General features: G+C 37.1%; 10 protein-coding genes. 2 read left to right on the forward strand and 8 right to left on the reverse strand.

Going from position 1 to position 19,058, the window contains the following annotated elements:
* Window positions 1-70: 70 nt before the first annotated feature.
* The 8 genes from GON26_RS04385 to GON26_RS04420 form a co-directional block, all read right to left on the reverse strand.
* Window positions 71-2,077: a glycoside hydrolase family 97 protein gene (locus GON26_RS04385; RefSeq protein ID WP_160373511.1), complete on the reverse strand. Its 2,007-nt coding sequence runs from the start codon at window positions 2,075-2,077 to the stop codon at window positions 71-73.
* A gap of 185 nt (window positions 2,078-2,262) precedes the next feature.
* Window positions 2,263-4,662, reverse strand: a complete 2,400-nt coding sequence (locus GON26_RS04390; protein ID WP_160373512.1) for a glycoside hydrolase family 31 protein — start codon at window positions 4,660-4,662, stop codon at window positions 2,263-2,265.
* Between the two features lie 191 nt (window positions 4,663-4,853).
* On the reverse strand, window positions 4,854-7,337 hold the full coding sequence (locus tag GON26_RS04395) for a glycoside hydrolase family 2 TIM barrel-domain containing protein (protein WP_160373513.1): 2,484 nt from the start codon (window positions 7,335-7,337) through the stop codon (window positions 4,854-4,856).
* 138 nt (window positions 7,338-7,475) lie between these two features.
* Complete coding sequence (locus GON26_RS04400) at window positions 7,476-8,348, reverse strand: hypothetical protein (RefSeq protein ID WP_160373514.1); 873 nt, start codon at window positions 8,346-8,348, stop codon at window positions 7,476-7,478.
* 17 nt (window positions 8,349-8,365) lie between these two features.
* A complete protein-coding gene (locus GON26_RS04405; RefSeq protein ID WP_160373515.1) occupies window positions 8,366-9,946 on the reverse strand; it encodes a RagB/SusD family nutrient uptake outer membrane protein in 1,581 nt (526 codons plus the stop codon).
* A gap of 12 nt (window positions 9,947-9,958) precedes the next feature.
* Window positions 9,959-13,048 (reverse strand): SusC/RagA family TonB-linked outer membrane protein, encoded by a 3,090-nt coding sequence (locus GON26_RS04410; RefSeq protein ID WP_160373516.1) that lies wholly within the window; start codon window positions 13,046-13,048, stop codon window positions 9,959-9,961.
* 47 nt (window positions 13,049-13,095) lie between these two features.
* Window positions 13,096-14,415, reverse strand: coding sequence for a xylose isomerase (gene xylA / locus GON26_RS04415; RefSeq protein ID WP_160373517.1), 1,320 nt, complete (start codon window positions 14,413-14,415; stop codon window positions 13,096-13,098).
* Between the two features lie 2 nt (window positions 14,416-14,417).
* Complete coding sequence (locus GON26_RS04420) at window positions 14,418-15,911, reverse strand: xylulokinase (RefSeq protein ID WP_160373518.1); 1,494 nt, start codon at window positions 15,909-15,911, stop codon at window positions 14,418-14,420.
* Between the two features lie 391 nt (window positions 15,912-16,302).
* On the opposite strand from GON26_RS04420, the gene GON26_RS04425 reads away from it, so the two are divergent.
* Together GON26_RS04425 and lepA are read left to right on the forward strand one after the other, a co-directional pair.
* Window positions 16,303-17,019, forward strand: coding sequence for an NUDIX hydrolase (locus GON26_RS04425; protein WP_160373519.1), 717 nt, complete (start codon window positions 16,303-16,305; stop codon window positions 17,017-17,019).
* Between the two features lie 163 nt (window positions 17,020-17,182).
* A complete protein-coding gene (gene lepA, locus GON26_RS04430; RefSeq protein ID WP_160373520.1) occupies window positions 17,183-18,979 on the forward strand; it encodes a translation elongation factor 4 in 1,797 nt (598 codons plus the stop codon).
* Window positions 18,980-19,058 lie beyond the last annotated feature (79 nt).

The following is a 19,058-nucleotide window of genomic DNA, read 5'->3' on the forward strand; positions in this document are numbered from 1 at the left end:
TAAAATCTAATCGTGATGTTGAATAAACCCGACAGGTTTTTGAAACCTGTCGGGTTTGAAATTCTATAATTTATAATTTTTTAAATCTAATCGCAGTTCCGCCTGCTCCACCTAAATGTAATTTTAGTGAATCCGAAGCTTTAACTGTTTTCTTAGAAATCGTAACTCCTGTTGGATTATGTGTTTCATCAGTACCTTCAGCATCTGCATAAATCTGAGCTTCGTAAGTAGCATTAGCATCTAAGAAAGAAAGGGAAACTTCTAAATCACGCGCTTTTTCATTGGTCATCGAACCTAAATACCAATCTGCACTATTTTGATCTTTACGAACTGTAGTAAGGTATTCTCCAATTTCAGCATTCAATACTTTAGTATCAGCCCAGTCTGTAGGAACCTCTTTTAAGAATTGAAAAGAAGGAACTCCTTTGTAATTTTCAGGCAAATCGGCTAACATTTGAATAGGCGAATAAAACACTACGTACATAGCCAATTGCTGCGCCGTTGTTCCGTGTACTCTTTTTCCAGGATATCCTTGTTTGATTTCTACATCTAGAACTCCAGGCGTATATTCCATAGGACCAGACAACATTCTGGTAAATGGCAAAATAACTACGTGATTTGGCGGATTACCTTCGCTCCACGCATTATATTCCTGTCCACGAGCTGCTTCTCTGGCTAACATATTTGGGTATGTTCTGCGTTCTCCTGTATCTTTTATTGGTTCGTGATAGAAAACAGCCAAATCATATTGAGCCGCTTTTTCTAAAACATACCTGAAATAGTTTACACCAAACTGACCGTGATGCCATTCTTTCATATTTAATTTAGAACCTACGTGACCAATTTTTACCGTATGAATTCCTAGTTTTTTGTACAAAGCAAAACCTTCATCAATTTGTTTTAAATAATTAATCAAATTAGATCCTGTTTCGTGGTAACCGATAAGTTCAACATCTTTTTTCTTTCCGTATTCGACCACTTTTTCCAAATCGAAATTATCGGCACTTTTGGTAAAACTAAACATGTGCATGTGGTTTTCGTACCAAGCCGGAGTCCAGCCTTTGTTCCAGCCTTCAATCAATAAATGATGAAAACCTTCTTTGGCTGTAAAATCAATATATTCTTCCGCATTTTTGGTTGTAGCTCCTTGTTTGTCACTTTCCCAAAAAGTATATTTTCCGATGTGCATTCCCCACCAGATTCCGAAATATTTATATGGCTTTACATAAGATGGATTTCCTAATTTGTTTGGTTCATTCAGATTTAAAATTAAATACGAATCGATCAAATCTCCTGCCGTTTCTCCAATTTGAATCGTCCTCCAGGAAGAGGTAAAGGTATCTTTTACACGAACTTTTACACCATCAGCCCACGGCACTAAATCCGTTTTTAGTTGCGTTCCAGTAGTATTCACCAAAGTCATACTGGCAAAATCAATCAGGTTTGCTTCGTGAAAACTTAATTTTAATCCGCTTTTACTTTCCAAAGTCATTGGCGTGTGAACCGTATCCAGAGTACTTACTGGCGAATTCTCGTATAAATATTCGTAGCGGTTTTCACGGTAAGCCGGAATCCACCAGGCTTTTCCATCTTCTTTCAGGTTAAAAGTCGTTTTTTCATCCATGATGAAAATACTGTCTTTTACATTTTGTTTTGGATACACATATCTAAAAGCCACTCCGTCATCGAAAGCACGAAACTGAATTTGAAGTTTGCGTTTGTTTTTTCCTTTTTGCTGTAAATCTACTACCAACTGATTGTAGTGATTTCTAATCTTTTTCTTCTCTCCCCAAACCTGCTCCCAAGTTTCATCAAAAGAAGTGTTTTTTACATTTTTAATTTCAAAATCAGAACTTAAATTTTCATTTCCTTTCAGTAAAAAACCCATATCAGATGGTGTAATCACTTCGGTTTTTCCGTGTGAAACAGCATATTTAGGTGCGTTGTTAACCAACTCGAATTTTATTTTGTTTTGCCCGTTTGGTGAAGCTAACTCATAAGCATTCTTGTTGTTTTTTTGACTGTATCCAATGGTAATTGAAAGTAGTACAGCGGGAAGAATCAGGTGTTTTTTCATGGTATTTAGAATTATATTTTTTTGCCACTGATTAAAGGATTTTCATTTCTTCTCTCGCAGATTGAGCAGATTTTATTTTTTTACTTCTTTTTTCAGTGTATTTTTCTGATTGCAAAAGATTAAAAAATCTGCATGATTTGCTAAATCTGCGAGAGAAATAATTCTTATAATCTGTGGCTCATTTTTTATTTAATCCACTCCGTTTTAAAAGTGGTTTTTGTACTTAAAGCATTTGGAGCAACTTCTACGTTATTCCCTTTTTTAGTAACCGTAATTTCCTGAACAGCATCGCCGTTTGGCAAAAATACTTTGGCTGTCGCCGAAGTTGTTTTGTCGCTTGCATAGACTTTCAGCGTTAATTTGCTCCAATCCATATCTTTAGTCGATTGTGCTAATCCAATGTGAGGCAAAGCAGTTCCGTCTTTTACCAAAACTACGATGGGTACTTCGCCAGCTTTGATTTTATGCCATCCGCCTTCGTAAACTTTCTTCGTTTGATAGTCAATCCAGGTTCCGGCCGGAAGATATACATCTCTCTCGGTTACTTCTTCAAATAATGGAGCAACTAATATACTGGAACCAAATAAATATTCATTGTCAACTAACCAGGCTCCCGGATCATTTGGATATTCTACAAACAAAGCACGCATCATTGGCAATCCTTTTTGAGAACTTTCTTTAGCCTGAGCGTAGATATAGGGCATCAATTCGTAACGCATATTATCTGCTTTTCTAAATCCTTCCAGAAAATCTTTACTGTATAACCAAGGCTCTCTTGGAGGCTCACCGTGACTTCTTACGTGTGAGGTAAACATTCCGAAAGGTGTCCATCTTCTGTATAAATTTTCAGGCGATTTTGTTGCAAAACCTCCTACGTCATGACTCCAGAAACTAAATCCGCTTAATCCTAATGAAAGTCCGCCACGTAATTCAGCCGACATGGCGCCATTAGTCGTTTCGGCATCACCACCCCAATGCAATGGGTAACGCTGAGATCCTGCCCAGGTGCTTCTTGCCCAGATTAAAGTATATCCTTTTTCTTTTTGAGTAATTTCGGCTACAGCCTTATTATAACGAAGCGGGTATAAATTGTGCTCGTAGAAACCAGTACGCCCTGAATGGTAAATTCCCTCCGGCGGAGCGGCTTCTCCAAAATCAACTTTGAAAACCGAAACACCCTGATCAAATAATTTCTTCAGTTTTCCCTGATACCAGGTTACCGTTTCCGGGTTGGAGAAATCCAATACAGCATCTTCGTACGGAAGATTTCCTTTACGGTCTCTTACAGCCAGATTTTTGTCCATGATTTCGTTGAACAACGTATTTTTAGGAGTAAAATAAGGCAACTGCCATAAACAAACCTGAAAACCATCTTCTTTTAAATCTGACATCATTTTTTGAGCATCCGGGAAACGGGATTTTGCAAACTCGTAGTTGTTTCTCCAATCTACATCAAACCAGCCTGTATCAAAGTGAATAACATCTGTTGGGATTTTGTATTTACGTAAGTCTCTTGCCACATCTCTTCCTTCTTTTTCAGAGAAATAAGTGATTCGGCTCATCCAGAAACCAAATGACCAAAGCGGCGGCATAGCAGCTTTTCCAGTCAAATCTGTATATTGATCTAAGATATCTTTTGGTTCTCCGATGAAGAAAAACAAATCGGCTTCATCATCGCCAATGTACATTTCGTTTGCACTTGCATAATATCTTCCAAAATCTACCGTAATTGGAGTGGAATGGTGCATGAAAACTCCGTAACCACGGCTACTCATATAAAACGGAACCGGTTTGTACATGGTTTCGTTTTGAATTCCGTTCGCATCATCGGTCCATAAAACTACTTTTTGACCGCGTTTGTTGAATTGTGTAAATGATTCTCCACAACCAAATATTTTTTCGTCCGGCTCTAAGCTAAAAGCCGCTCCCATACTTCTTGAATAATCGCTGTTTCTGCGCACATACGAAAACGGAAGCGTTGGTGTATAGGTGTTTTTAAAATCCGAATCATGAAGGGTACTGGTTAGTAACTTTCCTTTTTCATCATAAATTTTTACATGCCATGGTTTTGATAAAATTTCTACAACACCATGTTTGCTTGTGTATTTATGACCTCCTTCGATTTTAGAATATTTCCATAATTCCGGATGATTGGGTGCTACACCATCAATCAGCATCAAAGATTCTTTTTCAGGGTGAAATTGTGGTCCTGAAGTCGTTTTGATTCTGATGGTTCTATCCGATACAAACTGAATCTGGAAAGGCAAAAGTGGCGAATCTTCGTATTCTGTAGTTGGAAATTCGTTTGCTTTCTCCACATCCGGTTTCATCATCATGTTGTTGAAAGCCTGACGCGTTTTGTAATTATAACGCAAATATTTTATAGTTCCTTTTCCGGTTGCAGGATCAAAACCCGTAAGTTCATCAGCAAAATAAAAGGTGTTCAGATAATTCTGAAAATCTTTGCTGATGTCTATTGGAGCATTTAATACCTCTGCATTTTGAATCTGTGCTGATACTTTTGGCGAAAGCAACAATCCAAACATACAGATTGAAAACAATGTGGTTAATTGTGAGTGTTTCATTGGTTAATAATTATAGATGTTAGTTCTCCTGCAAGGTTTTCGAAACCATGTAGGTTTATTGTTTTTTACTTTAATTCAAAATTTTATTCTCCTGCAAGGTTTTAGAAACCTTGTAGGTTTTGCTTTGTTTAGTTCTCCCAAATACTATTTATACCTACAAGGTTTTGAAAACCTTGCAGGAATGTAACTTATTATTCTGCTGTAATTACAATCGTTGATGGTTTTAATCCGTTGGCTTTAGCTGTTAATTCCAGTCTTCCTGATGTTTCGCCAGACTGAATAACCACTAAACATTTCCCGTTAAGGGCAGTATGTTTTGATCCTTTAAAGGACTCATGACTTACAGGATCTCCACTGCAAACACCTACGATTTTTCCTTTTCCTTTTAATGAAAAATTAATTTCGTTATTTGCTTTTGGTGCCAAAGTTCCGTCTTTATCCAAAATATCAACCGTTACAAAAGACAGATCATTTCCATCTGCTTGGATGGTGCTTCTGTCGGCAGTCAATTTTAAACTGGCTGGATTTCCGGCAGTTTTGATTTCTTTTTCCAAAACTGTTTTTCCGTTTTTACGGGAAATTGCTTTTAAGGTTCCCGGCTGAAACGGAATTCTCCACATAACGTGCAGGTCATCTCCTTTTTTGCTGCGCTTTCCAACTGATTTTCCGTTAAGGAATAATTCAACTTCATCAGCATTATTATAATAGGCCCAAACATCTACATTTTGTCCCGCTTTCCAGTTCCAATGCGGGAAAAGGTGCAAAACGGTTTTGTCTGTCCATTCGCTTTGGTACATATAATAAACGTCTTTCGGGAAACCCGCTAAATCTACAACTCCAAAATAAGAACTAACCGATGGCCATTCGTAAGGCGTTGGTTCTCCGATATAATCGAAACCTGTCCAGATGTACATTCCGGAAAGAAAATCATGTTTTTTAATGACTTTCCAGGTTGCTTCGTGCGTAGAACCCCAAGGCGTTTGTACCTGATCGTAAGCCGAAACGGTGTTATCCGGATTTCCTTCTGTAAATTTAAGATCCCATCGTACAGGCCATTTTTTTATAGTATCCGAAACAGCATCATAATAACCACGGGTTTGTAAACCAGAAGTCGTTTCGGTTGCAATGAAAGGCGTATTGGGGAAGTTTTTTTGGTGATGCTCATACGTTTGATGTGCATAATTGTATCCGATTAAATCTAAAACTCCAGATCCCGCAAGCGGATTAATCGAAACATTGTTTTTCTCGAATTGTAAAGTCACTGCATCAATATTCATATTCACCGGCGGATTCATCGCTGCGGTAAGAGGACGCGTTTTGTCATACTGACGTGTGATGGCGGCTAATTCTTTAGCAATCTCAACCCCTTTTTCGTTCCATTGTTCCGGGATTTCATTTCCGATACTCCAAACAAAAATACTTGGATGATTTCGGTCACGAAGCAACTGATCGATTAAATCTGTTTTGTGCCATTTGTCCCAATCGTTTGCGTAATCGTATTTGGTTTTGTTTTGTTTCCACATATCAAAAGCTTCATCCATGACAATGAAACCCATTTTATCACAAAGATCTAAAAGTTCCGGAGCAGGCGGATTGTGCGAAGTTCTGATTCCGTTTACGCCCATTTCTTTCATGATTTCCAACTGACGTGCGATGGCGCGCGTATTGATTGCAGCACCCAACGGCCCCAAATCATGATGCAGACAAACGCCTTTGATTTTTACCTGTTTCCCGTTCAGAATAAAACCTTTATTCAAATCAAATTTAAAATCTCTTATTCCGAAATTGGTTTTGTATTGATCAACAATTTTATCATCAATAGAAATTTCGGTAACAGCTGTATATTGTTCCGGTTTTTCAACAGACCATAAAATAGGTGTTTCAACTTCTGTCTGTTGTTTGATTATTTGATTACCGTTTGCAGCAATCGTTATATTTTGAGTAACCGATGTTACTTTAGTATCTTCTTTAAAAATAGTAGTAATTACTGTTGCTTTTTTTGAAGCGGCATATTGATTCTGAATGGTAGTTTCAATATTTACCGAAGCTTTTTCAGTGGTAACTTTTGGTGTTGTTACATACGTTCCGTATTGTGTAACATGTAGTTTATCCGTGGTTTCGATCCAGACATTTCTAAAAATCCCAGAACCAGAATACCAGCGTGAATTGGGTTGTTTTGAATTGTCAACCTTAACAATTATTTCGTTGTTTTTGTCTCCGTAATTTAAATACTTTGACATATCATATTGAAAACCTATGTAACCGTTTGGTCGTTTACCTAAAAAATGTCCGTTTACCCAGACTTCGCTGTTTTTGTAAACGCCATCAAAAGTGATTGAAGTTACTTTTGTGCTGTCTTCAGCAGCTACTTTAAATGTTTTTTTGTACCAGCCTAACCCTCCGTTAAGCGATCCTCCGCCATAACCGGCAGGACTTTTTTCATCAAATTTTCCTTCGATACTCCAATCATGAGGAACGTTTAAAGTGCTCCATTTTGTCGAAGTGCCAATGGTATCTTTATCAATTATACTATCATTAAGATGAAAACTCCAATCAGAATTAAATGAAACTTTTCGGTTTGCAAAAGCATCTTCTTTTTTGCTGCAGGATTCTAAAACCAGCATTCCGATTAGCATACATAATGCCAGTCCTTTACTTAAATGTTTTTTGGTCATGATAATAGATAGTTTTTTTATTGTTTTTGGGGAATAAAAGATAGAAATAAAATTATGATTTTCAGTCTTTTATATAAAATAAGTCTCAGCTCCAAAGAAAAGTTCAGAACTTTCTTTAAAACTGAGACTATAAATTAGTTATGGTTTTGCAACCAAATGATAAATCAAATAATCATCATCGGCTCTAATAGCAATGAAAGCAAGAGTTGTTTCCGTTAATTCAACAATCTGAATGTTAGAAAAACTAAAGGCAGAACTAAAATAAGCAGGACCACTTGGATGTAACATTTCTACACCACCATTAAAAATGATTCTGTCATTTTTAGAACCATCTGTAAGGCTAAAATTGAAAGTTCCTGACTTAGTGGTTTTAGTAGTGCTTCCTTCGATAGGAGAAGTTTGCGTTACAGAAACATTATATCCTTCGTTAAGGTCAAAAGTAACTTCGCCCCAATCTTTGTTTTCCAAACCAGCCCATCCAATATCAGACAGATTTGGCCACCATCCATGACCGCTTACGGCAATGTTTTGATAATTGGTAGGTTTTCCGATGAATTCAAGAGGTGCCGTCATGTATAAAACCCAAGTTTTACCAGCAGCTCCATTAGTCAGCATTCCCCATCTTGGATCTGTTGTAATCGAAGATAAATCTGTTTTTAGAACATTTACAGTTACCGGAGCAGCTTCTACAGAACCTCCTCTTGTATAAGCGGTGTAATAAACCGTATATTTTCCTGCGAAAGGAAAAATGATTTTGTCCTCACTTTTATTTGAATGTCCTAATTCACTTCCATTAGCATCAACATATCTCCAATACGGAATGATGGTTGGATCTTCGTTCTTTAAAATTACTTCATTATTGTTGGCAGTATTTTGCGTTACCGAAAACTTAATATTTTCCGGGGTAAGCGTTACTGCAGGCAGGCTTTCGCGATCTTCAGTAGCTTCGCATGAAAATAATAATGAGCCAATGGTTACTGCAGCTATTACTATATATAGAATACGTTTCATAATTTTTTATTTAATAGTTAATTCCAACCTGGATTTTGTGAGATAGTACCATTCGAAATCACAACCTGAGATTGTGGTAATGGGAACCAGCCTAAAGTTTCTGGTCTAAAAGTCACATTAAACTGAGCATCACCCGTATTGTTATCAATAGCAGCTTTAGCTACATCTAAACCTTGTCTGGTTAAGTCAAAATAACGCAATCCTTCAAGCGCCAATTCTAAACGACGCTCTTCCATAATTACCGATTTAGTAACCGGAATTCTGTGTGAAGTATTTTTGAAAGCACGGTCACGAACTTTATCAAAACAAGTTTGTGCAAAAGCAGTGTTTCCGCCTAAATTTAACTCAGCAGCCATCAATAATACATCCGCATAACGGATTACTGCTAAATCCTGATAGTTATCAATCTGGAAGTTTCCTCCGTTAATTTCAACAATTGCTGTTCCGGCTTCGTTGGTAATAGGGCAATATTTTTTCCAGGAATATCCGGTATATTGACGTTGCTCTCTTGCCTGAGGATCAAAATTCAAACCTTCGGCTGCATAATTAATAATAGTAGCATCTCTACGGGTATCACCTGCTTCATACGCTTCATACAATTCAGGATTCACAGTAGCTCCACCCCATCCTGTAGCATATCTTCCGATACTTCCGCCACGAGGTGCGATATTTACCTGAAAACGGTTTCCTTCGTGTAAATCCCAGTTTCCTTTTCCTGAACCATTAAAACGAATAGCCCAAACCATCTCCGTATTACCTTCCTGAGCAAAATTTTCGAAAGAAGCAGCTACCCAAAGATTTGCATAATCTGCAATTAATCCGTGTCCACTGTTGCTTACAGCATCGTTGATGTAGGTAACAGCCTGCGCTTTTGTCACCACACCAGCCAAATCAGCTTTTTTGTAATAATCTGTATAGAACAAAAATGTTCTGGCCAAATAAGCTTCTGCAGCCCATTTTGTAATACGTCCGTAATTAGCATTTCCTACTTGTGAGTAATTTTCGTTTCCTAAATTATCCGCAGCAAATTTTAAATCACTTGCAATTAAAGCGTATGTAACTTCAGGTGCCAGTCTTGGTAATTCGAATTCGCTAGCTGTAATCGTATGATCTAACGGAACAATATCTCCAAACATTTTGGCTGCCTGAAAATGAAAGTGTGCTCTCAGGAAACGAGCTTCTGCTTCGTATTTTGTTTTCAAAGCTGTTTCTGAACCCCAGTTTACTTTATCTAAATTTTCTAATAAGATATTGGCTCTGTAAATTCCTAAATACGAATTGGTCCAGATGCTGGCATTCATATCCTTATCGATCGTGTATAAAAAACGATCCCATTCTAAATCTCCGGCCGGATCCGCAATACCAAATCCTCCAAAACAATCATCAGATGCCTGCTCACTAACCAACAAAGGTCCTCCGTAAGCTTCACGCTGCAACACATCATAAACCGCTACTAAACCTTCAAAAGCATCTTTTGGCGTTTTATAAAAATTTTCAGTCACCTTATCTGTGTAAGGCTCATTATCTAAAAAGTCATCCGAACAAGCTCCTAAGACTAATAAGCTCGACAGTGCTACTAATTTTATATATTTTTTCATCGTTTTCATAAATTAAAAGTTAACATTCAGACCCATCATGTAGGTTCTTGGCTGTGGATAAAATCCAACATCAACACCTTTTGCCCATGATTGATTAACATTCCCGAATCCAATTTCCGGATCCATTCCCTGGTATTTGGTAAAAGTGTAAAGGTTATTAGCCGCTACATACAATCTGAATTTACTGAAGTAATTTAAGTTGCCTGTCAATTTTACTAAATCACATCCAATGGTAAGACTCTTGATTCTGAAGAAATCTGCATTTTGAATGTATAAGTCTGAAAACTTAGTGTAATTTCCGTTAGGATCAGTCCCGTAAGTTACTCTTGGTACTGTGTTTGAAGTTCCTTCAGAAGTCCATCTGTTTAAAACATCCGTTGTGTTGTTTGTGTAAGCACGTGTTGGATCGTGAACGCCAAAAGCATTTTGGTTACCCGCTACACCATACGTATAGATAGAGAAATCGAAAGCTTTGTAAGACAAGTCGAAGTTAAAACCATACATAACGTCTGGGTTTGGGTTTCCGATTTTAGTCTTGTCATTAGCATCAATTTTTCCGTCACCATTTAAGTCAACAAAACGTACATCACCTGGCTGTGCATTTGGCTGAACACCTGCTGCAACTTCAGTTGAATTCTGAAAAATACCGTCTGTTTTTAATCCGTAGAAATACCCCATTGGCTGTCCTACTTCCACACGGTTCATCTCGTCTAAACCTTGAAATAACATATTCGATTCTCCGTGAATAATTCCTTCGTTGTTCGCGATTCTAAGCACTTTGTTTTCGTTATGCGAAAGATTTGCATTTAAAGATAAATTCCAGTCCTCTCCAATTTTTGTACGGTATCCTAAAGCAAATTCAAAACCTTTATTGCTTACATCTCCACCATTAATATAAGGAGGCAATGCTCCTGCATAAGTAGGGATCGAAGCCAGTACTAACCAGTCTTTGGTTTTTTTATCGTAATAGTCAAATGTTAAAGTAAAATTATTGAAAATAGTAGCATCAAAACCAAAATCTAACTGCTCTGAAGTTTCCCATTTTAAGTTACGATCTGATAATTGATCAGGGCTAGAACCTACTAATAAAGTTTCGTCACCTGTTCCGAAATGGTAGTTTTTATCTACAGAACTTACTGTTGACATATAAGCAAATCTTCTGGCAAACTGATCATTACCATTTTGTCCCCAACTTGCTCTAAGTTTAAAGTTATTTACCACGTTGCTCTCTGGGAAGAAATCGCGGTCAACGTTCCAACCTGCAGAAAACGAAGGAAAAATAGCGTATCTGTTGTTTGGTCCAAACTCAGAAGATCCGTCTCTACGAACTGTTGCTGAAAATAAATATTTATCATCATAATCGTATAACAAACGTCCGAAATAAGACTGAATAGCATAATCTCTACGATCACCTCTTACCACATTTGATGTCTGATCTTTTGCATTTGTTAAGTAAGCGTGTTCAAAATCATCAAAGATTAAATTTCTACCTGTACCTTCCATATAATCAGAAGTATTCTTTTTGGCAGAAGTTCCAACCAATACATCAAAATGGTGAATACCATCAAGAGCTCCTTTGTATTGAATCGTGTTTTCAAAAATCCAACCCAAAGATTTAGTAGAACTTTGTGTAACACTGGAAACCGTATTGTTATCTGTTGTAGAAAGAGAGTAAACTGGTCTAAACGAACGGTAATTACTATCTGTCATATCTACACCATAACTGGTTCTGAAGGTGAAATTTTTAAGAAATTTTAATTCTGCAAAAATATTCCCTACATAACGGTTTGTTTTGCTTTGATTAAAATTATTATAATACAATGAAGCCAAAGGGTTACTGATATCTGCAGAGATAATAGAATGTGCAAAATCGCCATTCGCATCATAAGCAGCATCAATAGGTGCGGCATTCAGGAAACTTCTGATACCATTGCTGTAAATTCCGTCATCAGCAATACCTGAGTTTTTAACATTGGCAAACGAAAAATTTTCCCCCACTTTTAAGCGTCCTTCAATAACTTCCGAAGTTGAGTTTACATTAAAAGTAATACGATCGTATTGCGATTGATTGCTTTGACCGCCAATCATACCTTCTTGTCCGTAGTAAGACAAACCAGTAGCAATAGTCGATTTTTTATCACCTCCGGTAATCAAAAGAGAGTGATTTTGTTTTATAGCTCCTTCATTAAATAAATCTTCCTGCCAATCGTGATTAGGCAATGAAGCAATTTGCTGAGCAGAATATAAAGGTGTATATCCTGAGTTTACACGCGCTTCGTTCATGATGGTCGTGTACTCCTGCGTGTTTAATAAATCTAGTTTTTTCGCAACCTGCTGAAAACCCGTATAACTGTTAAGTGACACATTTATTTTTCCGTCTTTTCCTTTTTTGGTTGTAACCAAAATAACTCCATTTGCAGCTCTTGCCCCATAAATAGAGGAAGCCGAAGCATCTTTTAGGATATCGACTCTTTCGATAGCCGAAGGATCCAGGTAGCCAATTCCGTTATCTACTACAACACCATCCACTACATAAAGCGGATCACTGTTTCCAGCTGTACCTGCACCACGAATGTTTACGACCATTCCTGCTCCCGGTTGTCCTGAAGATGAAGTAACCGAAACCCCTGAAGCCTGTCCCTGTAATGCGTTTACAGCATCAATACTGGCAACATTCTGAATATCTTTTCCGGATACTAATGATGCTGCAGCCGTGTTCACTTTCTTCTTTTGTGTTCCGTATCCGATAACGACAATTTCTTTAAGTTCATTAGATTCGGTTTGTAATACAACATTGATTGTTTTTTGAGTACCAACAGTAATTTTTTGAGTTTTAAAACCCATAAAACTAAATACTAATACATCCCCTGCTTTTGCTTCTAATTTGTAATATCCGTCAAAATCAGTGGCTGCACTTGCCTTTGATCCTTGCACCATAACTGTGGCACCGGGAACGCCCATACCATCTTCTACTGATGTTACATTTCCGCTTACAGTATTCGTCTGCCCCTGGGCAAAACCGGACTGTATCGCAAAAACGCTTAGCAACAGCGCCATACAGAACTGAAGCAACGTTATTTTAATACAATAGTTACTTTTCATAATAATTAAAAAATTTGGTTAAGTTTAAGTTGTGATTGTTAATCTAATTAATAAGCATTCGAAATAATTTGTTCAAATAATTCTTGTCTACCACTGGTTGGTTTAGGTTCTCCACTTGCACGTGCTATTTTGCTAAGATCTTCCAGAGAAAGTTCTCCGTTTTCGAACTTAGCTCCGTTGCCGCCGTCAAATGATCCGTAACGCTCTGTGCGTAATTTTCTGTAATTCGTATTTTGTAAAATGTGATCTGCGCAGATTAATCCTCTTGCAAAAACATCCATTCCTGAAATGTGTGCAATAAATTTGTCTTCAAGATCGATTGAGTTTCTTCTTACTTTCGCATCAAAGTTTACTCCACCACCCTGAATTCCGCCGCCTTCCAGAATCACTAACATCGCCTGAGTAACTTCCTGAAGATTGATCGGGAATTGGTCAGTATCCCAGCCATTTTGGTAATCACCACGGTTGGCATCAATACTTCCTAACATTCCGGCATCAACAGCAACCTGTAATTCATGTTCGAAAGAGTGACCTGCAAGTGTTGCATGGTTCACTTCAAGATTTAATTTAAAATCATTCTGAAGTCCGTATTTATTGATGAATCCTAATGAAGTAGCCGCATCAAAATCATATTGATGTTTGGTAGGTTCCATTGGTTTTGGCTCGATAAGGAAGTTTCCTTTAAAACCTTCTTTACGGGCATAATCTTTACAAGTATTTAAGAATCTTCCTAAGTGGTCCAATTCTCTTTTCATGTCTGTGTTTAGTAAACTCATGTAGCCTTCACGTCCTCCCCAGAAAACATAATTTTCTCCGCCAAGTGCAATAGTAGCATCAATAGCGATTTTTGCCTGAGCTCCTGCATACGCAACCACATCAAAATTTGGGTTGGTTGCAGCACCGTTCATATAACGTGGATTACTGAACAGGTTTGAAGTTCCCCACAACAATTTAATTCCAGACTCTTGCTGTTTTTGTTTTGCATATTCAACCATAGTCTGAATACGGGTCTCAAATTCAGCCAAAGTTGGTGCATCATCCACAACATCTACATCATGAAAACAATAATAAGGCAAACCTAATTTTGTCATAAATTCAAAAGCCGCGTCCATTTTGTCTTTAGCTCTTAAAATGACATTTTCATTTTTATCCCATGCAAATGTTTCTGTCGAAGCTCCAAAAGGATCACCACCTGTATTACATAGCGTATGCCAGTAAGCCATTGAAAAACGCAAATGTTCTTTTAATGTTTTTCCTGCCACGACACGATTTTCATCATACCATTTAAATGCTAGTGGGTTATCACTTTCTCTTCCTTCGAACTTAATTGTATCGATGTTTTTAAAATATTGATTCGTTGTGCTCATTCTTATTGTTCTATTTTAATATGATTTTTCCATTCCTGATATAAATCCTGATATTGAGACGTCAGGATTTTGTTCGGTTCAATTCGGTCTAAACATTGCAATCCTGAGAAAGCTTCTTTAAGCGAATTGTAGTATCCTAAACCGTAAGCAGCGCCTCTTGCCGCTCCTTCGGCTCCTGAAGTATTGTATAATTCTAAAGTAGTTTGTGTAGTATTGGTAAAGATTTCTCTAAAAACAGGACTTAAAAAAAGATTCGAATTCCCTGCTCTCACCACTTTTCCTGAAACTCCGACTTCTTTCATTACATCAAAACCATAGTTCATGGCAAACACGATTCCTTCGCAAGCCGCACGAACCAAATGTGAGGACTGATGAATGTTGAAGTTTAAATTTTGAATTCCTGATGTTGCATTTTTGTTATTAAAAATACGCTCAACACCATTCCCGAAAGGGTAAAAACGAAGGCCTTCGCTTCCTGCTGCTACTTTTGCAGCTTCGGCATTTAGTTTTTCGTACGCAATTAATTCAGAGCGGTCAACCGACATGATTTTGCGTAACCACTGGTATAAAATTCCCGAACCGTTAATGCAAACCATAACACCGTTGCGCTTTTCGATTTCGGTACTGTTAACATGCAAAAAAGTATTGATTCTGTTTTGTTTGTCGTAAGCATCCTGATCGCTTACGGCATAAACCACTGCCGAAGTTCCGGCTGTTGTAGCAATTTCACCAGGTTTCAAAACATTTAATGACAAAGCGTTGTTGGGTTGATCACCTCCGCGATACGTTATTTTTGCATCGGGATTTACGCCTAATTCCTGCGCAATTGCCGAGTGAATAGTAGCCTGAATTCCAAAATTGGAAACGATTTCAGGAACAATTTCTGAGGAAAGTCCCATTTGAGATAGAATTTCAGTTGCCAATTTTCCTTCTGAGAAGTTCCATAAAGCCGCTTCTGATAATCCTGAAGTACTTATTTGTGCTACGCCTGATAATTTTGCTGCTATAAAATCGCCCGGAAGCATCATATATTTAGCTTTTGCAAAAATTTCCGGCTGATTATCTTTTACCCATTTTAGTTTTGAAGCCGTAAAATTTCCCGGACTTCCTAAAATTTGTCGCTGAGAATTTTCAGCACCCATTTTATTATAAATTTCATCCCCAATAATAGCAGCACGGCTGTCACACCAAATAATCGAAGAACGAACAGGATTCAAATTTTCATCGGTTAAAACCAAACCGTGCATTTGATACGCAATTCCAATTCCGGCAATTTTTTTTAAATCAATGTCAGATTTAGTTCCCAATTGTTTGATTCCGTCCTTAACATATTGCCACCATGATTCCGGGTCTTGTTCAGCCCAGCCAAATTTTGGCGCATTGATTGGCATTTCAAAATCAGGAACGCTAACAGCACCAATAGTCGCTCCTTTTTCCGGATCGAATACCGATAATTTAATGGATGAGCTTCCTAAATCTATTCCTAAAAAAAGCATTTGTGGTATTGTATTAATTAAACTATTCTTTAGTAGCATTTTAACTTATAGTCAAAATGAATTTATCTTATGGTTAATTTGACTACAAGTGTAAAACATTTTTTCTGTATTAACAAAATATTAGGGTTAAATTTTTGCATTTACAGCCAATAGGGATTTCTTTTTATTAATATCATAAAATATCGGGCAAAACCTTTAATTTTTTTATTGAAAAAATATCATTTTAGAATTTTGACAGTCAGTTATTTAAGAATAAATAGTTTACAACCGAAAAATTATCGATTGACCAATCTTTTGATTATCAAAAAATTGCTGTTTAAAAAAAATATAAAGCCTTAATAATTTCAAGTATTCATTTTATTTATTTAATTTGTCTTAAATTTTATATAATATGGTTAAAATTGAGGATGAAGATTCTGTCTTAAAAAATGAGCATTCGGCAATGAATGCCATTACAATTGACTGTGTTATATTTGGTTTCGACAAAGGAAGTCTGGAAGTACTTTTAGTACAACACGGAGAAGGTATCAGTAAAGGAAAATGGGGACTTCCCGGAGGTTGGATCTTAAAAAAAGAAAGCACCGATGACGCAGCGCATCGATTATTGAATGAACTTACCGGTCTGGATAATATTTACCTGGAGCAACTAAAAGCTTTTGGAGATCCCGATCGTTTTCCGCTAAGACGTGTTATAACAATAGGATATTATGCGCTGGTAAAAAGAGAAGATTATAACATTAAAGCCGGTTTTACAGCTTCTGACGCCAAATGGTATAAAATAAACAGCATCCCGGATTTAATTTACGACCACAACGAAATTTTAGCCTACAGCATAAAACAGCTACAAAACAGAGTCCGACAGGCTCCTATTGGGTTTAATCTTTTGCCTGAAAAATTTACTTTATTACAATTAATGCATTTATATGAAGAAGTTTTAGGAATCGAAATGGATAAATCCAATTTTAGACGAAAAATTCTACACATGAAACTACTGGTTGCACTTGACGAAAAACAGCAGGATGTTTCGCACCGGGCGGCAAAATTATTCAAATTCGACCCTGAAATCTATACCAAACTGACTGAAAAAGGATTCAATTTTGAATTTTAAAAATAGTTTTAAAACTCAAATTCTAACAAAGATTCATCTTCATTCCAGAATCCAAAACTTTGCGTTATCTTTGCGCCTTAATAACACGCTCTAAAGCAATTGCTACAGAGCATATTCATACCCGGAAATTACTAAATCTCAATAAGAGAATTGACATATTAAAATGAAGAAGATACGTAACTTTTGCATTATTGCACACATTGACCACGGTAAAAGTACACTTGCTGACCGATTACTTGGGGCCACACAAACCGTTACTGCCCGTGAAGAAAAAGCACAATTGCTTGACAACATGGACCTGGAGCGCGAGCGTGGAATTACCATAAAAAGTCACGCCATACAAATGGAATACACTTATAAAGGTGAAGAATATATTTTAAATCTTATTGACACTCCGGGTCACGTTGACTTTTCATACGAAGTTTCCCGTTCGATTGCGGCCTGCGAAGGTGCGCTTTTGATTGTGGATGCGGCGCAAAGTATTCAGGCACAAACGATTTCTAACTTATATTTGGCTCTAGAGAATGATCTGGAAATTATTCCGGTTTTGAATAAAGTTGATTTACCAAGTGCTAATCCAGAAGAAGTTAGCGATGATATTATTGATCTTTTAGGATGTAAACTAGAAGATATTATTCATGCTTCGGGAAAAACAGGTTTTGGTGTCGAAAATATTTTGGCGGCTATTATCGAAAAAATTCCAGCTCCAAAAGGAAATGTTGACGAACCATTACAAGCTTTGATTTTTGACTCTCATTATAATCCATTTCGTGGAATTGAAGTTATTTTCCGTGTTATGAATGGTGAAATCAAAAAAGGGCAAAAAATTAAATTCATGGCTACTGGCAATGAATATTTTGCTGATGAAGTTGGAACTCTAAAATTGAATCAGGTTCCTAAAAGTGTGATTTCGACGGGAGATGTTGGGTATTTGATTTCCGGAATTAAAGAAGCAAAAGAAGTAAAAGTGGGTGATACCTTAACGGATGCCAAAACGCCAACCACGAATATGATTACAGGTTTTGAGGATGTAAAACCAATGGTTTTCGCCGGAATTTATCCTGTTGACACCGAAGATTATGAAGATTTGCGTTCTTCTATGGAGAAATTGCAACTGAATGATGCTTCGTTGGTTTTTACCCCTGAAAGTTCAGCCGCTTTAGGATTTGGTTTCCGTTGCGGATTCTTAGGAATGCTGCACATGGAAATTATCCAGGAACGTTTAGAGCGTGAGTTTGATATGACAGTAATTACTACGGTTCCTAACGTTTCGTATTTGGCTTACACCAAAAAAGATCCTGAAACTGCATTTGTAGTTAACAATCCTTCAGACTTACCTGAACCATCTCGTTTAGACCGTGTTGAAGAACCTTTTATTAAAGCAACCATCATTACAAAAGCTGACTTCGTAGGAAACGTAATGAGTCTTTGTATCGAAAAACGTGGTCAGATTACCAATCAAACGTATTTGACGACAGAAAGAGTCGAATTGAATTTTGATATGCCATTGGCAGAGATTGTATTCGATTTTTATGATAGATTAAAAACCGTTTCTAAAGGTTACGCTTCTTTTGATTACTCTCCTATTGGGATGAGAACTTCGAAACTGGTAAAACTAGATGTTCTTTTGAATGCACAAACGGTTGATGCCCTTTCGGCTTTGATTCACGAAGACAATGCTTATAATATCGGTAAAAAAATGACCGAGAAATTACGCGAATTGATCCCAAGACAACAATTTGATATTCCGATTCAGGCAGCAATTGGAGCCAAAATCATTGCTCGTGAAACCATCAAAGCACTTCGTAAAGACGTTACCGCAAAATGTTATGGAGGAGATATTTCGCGTAAGCGTAAATTGCTTGAAAAACAGAAAAAAGGTAAAAAACGTATGCGTCAGGTAGGAAACGTTGAGATTCCTCAAGAAGCTTTTATGGCTGTTTTGAAATTGAATGATTAAAGAACTTTAAAGATATAATTGAAACCTGATAGCTAAAGTTATCAGGTTTTTTTGTATGTTTGGCTACTATTATCCATAA

The organism is Flavobacterium hydrocarbonoxydans (genome assembly GCF_009789235.1).
Taxonomy (GTDB): Bacteria; Bacteroidota; Bacteroidia; order Flavobacteriales; family Flavobacteriaceae; genus Flavobacterium; species Flavobacterium hydrocarbonoxydans.